The organism is Jiulongibacter sediminis (assembly GCF_001306455.1).
GTDB classification, from domain to species: Bacteria; Bacteroidota; Bacteroidia; order Cytophagales; family Spirosomataceae; genus Jiulongibacter; species Jiulongibacter sediminis.
The window spans coordinates 1-616 of sequence record NZ_LGTQ01000028.1 but is presented as its reverse complement, the minus strand read 5'-3'; the positions used below and the strand labels follow the sequence as shown (position 1 = coordinate 616).

1 protein-coding gene is annotated in these 616 nt (G+C 36.0%); it reads right to left on the bottom strand.

From position 1 onward, the window contains the following. Nucleotides 1-169: 169 nt before the first annotated feature. On the bottom strand, nt 170-616 hold a 447-nt coding region (locus AFM12_RS19400), incomplete at its 5' end, for an Ig-like domain-containing protein (protein ID WP_157687497.1).

Here is a 616-nt window from a genome sequence, read left to right as displayed (position 1 = left end):
AAAAAAAAATAAAACTTCTTAACTTATTTAATATAAGGACATTACACCCAATTCTTACTTGAGAGTATATTCATCAAGCGGGAGAAAAAAAGATCAAAAAAAAGACAATCCTGAAGCATAACTATCTATACTTCAGGCTTATACAATTTCACTTAATCAAAAACTTCTATTAATTCACCTTCATAACCTGTACCGGCACACAAATTAGAATGCAATCTTCCGGCAAATAAGTGATTACAATCTCCGCAGTATCTGACAAACCTGTCTGATTTTCAATCAGTTGATAAGTGATAGCATCTGGATTTCCATTAAAGCCAACTTCAGGTTCAAAGCTAACATCACCTGTTGCCGGATTATAAGTCCAGTCACCTTGACCTGGAACATTCAACGCATTTTGAATTCCTGGCATAGAAAGGTCAATATCAACTGTAATATCACCTAAGGAATTAATCAATGTACCATCACTGAGACTATCATCTGCCACAATCGTTAAATAGACGGTAGTACCAAAAAGATTATTCAGTGAGCTATCGTTTACGGCTACCGGTGGTTCCTCCATGTAGGTAATTGTGATTATTGCCGAGCTATCCAGTCCTGTCGAATTCTCAATCAAAGT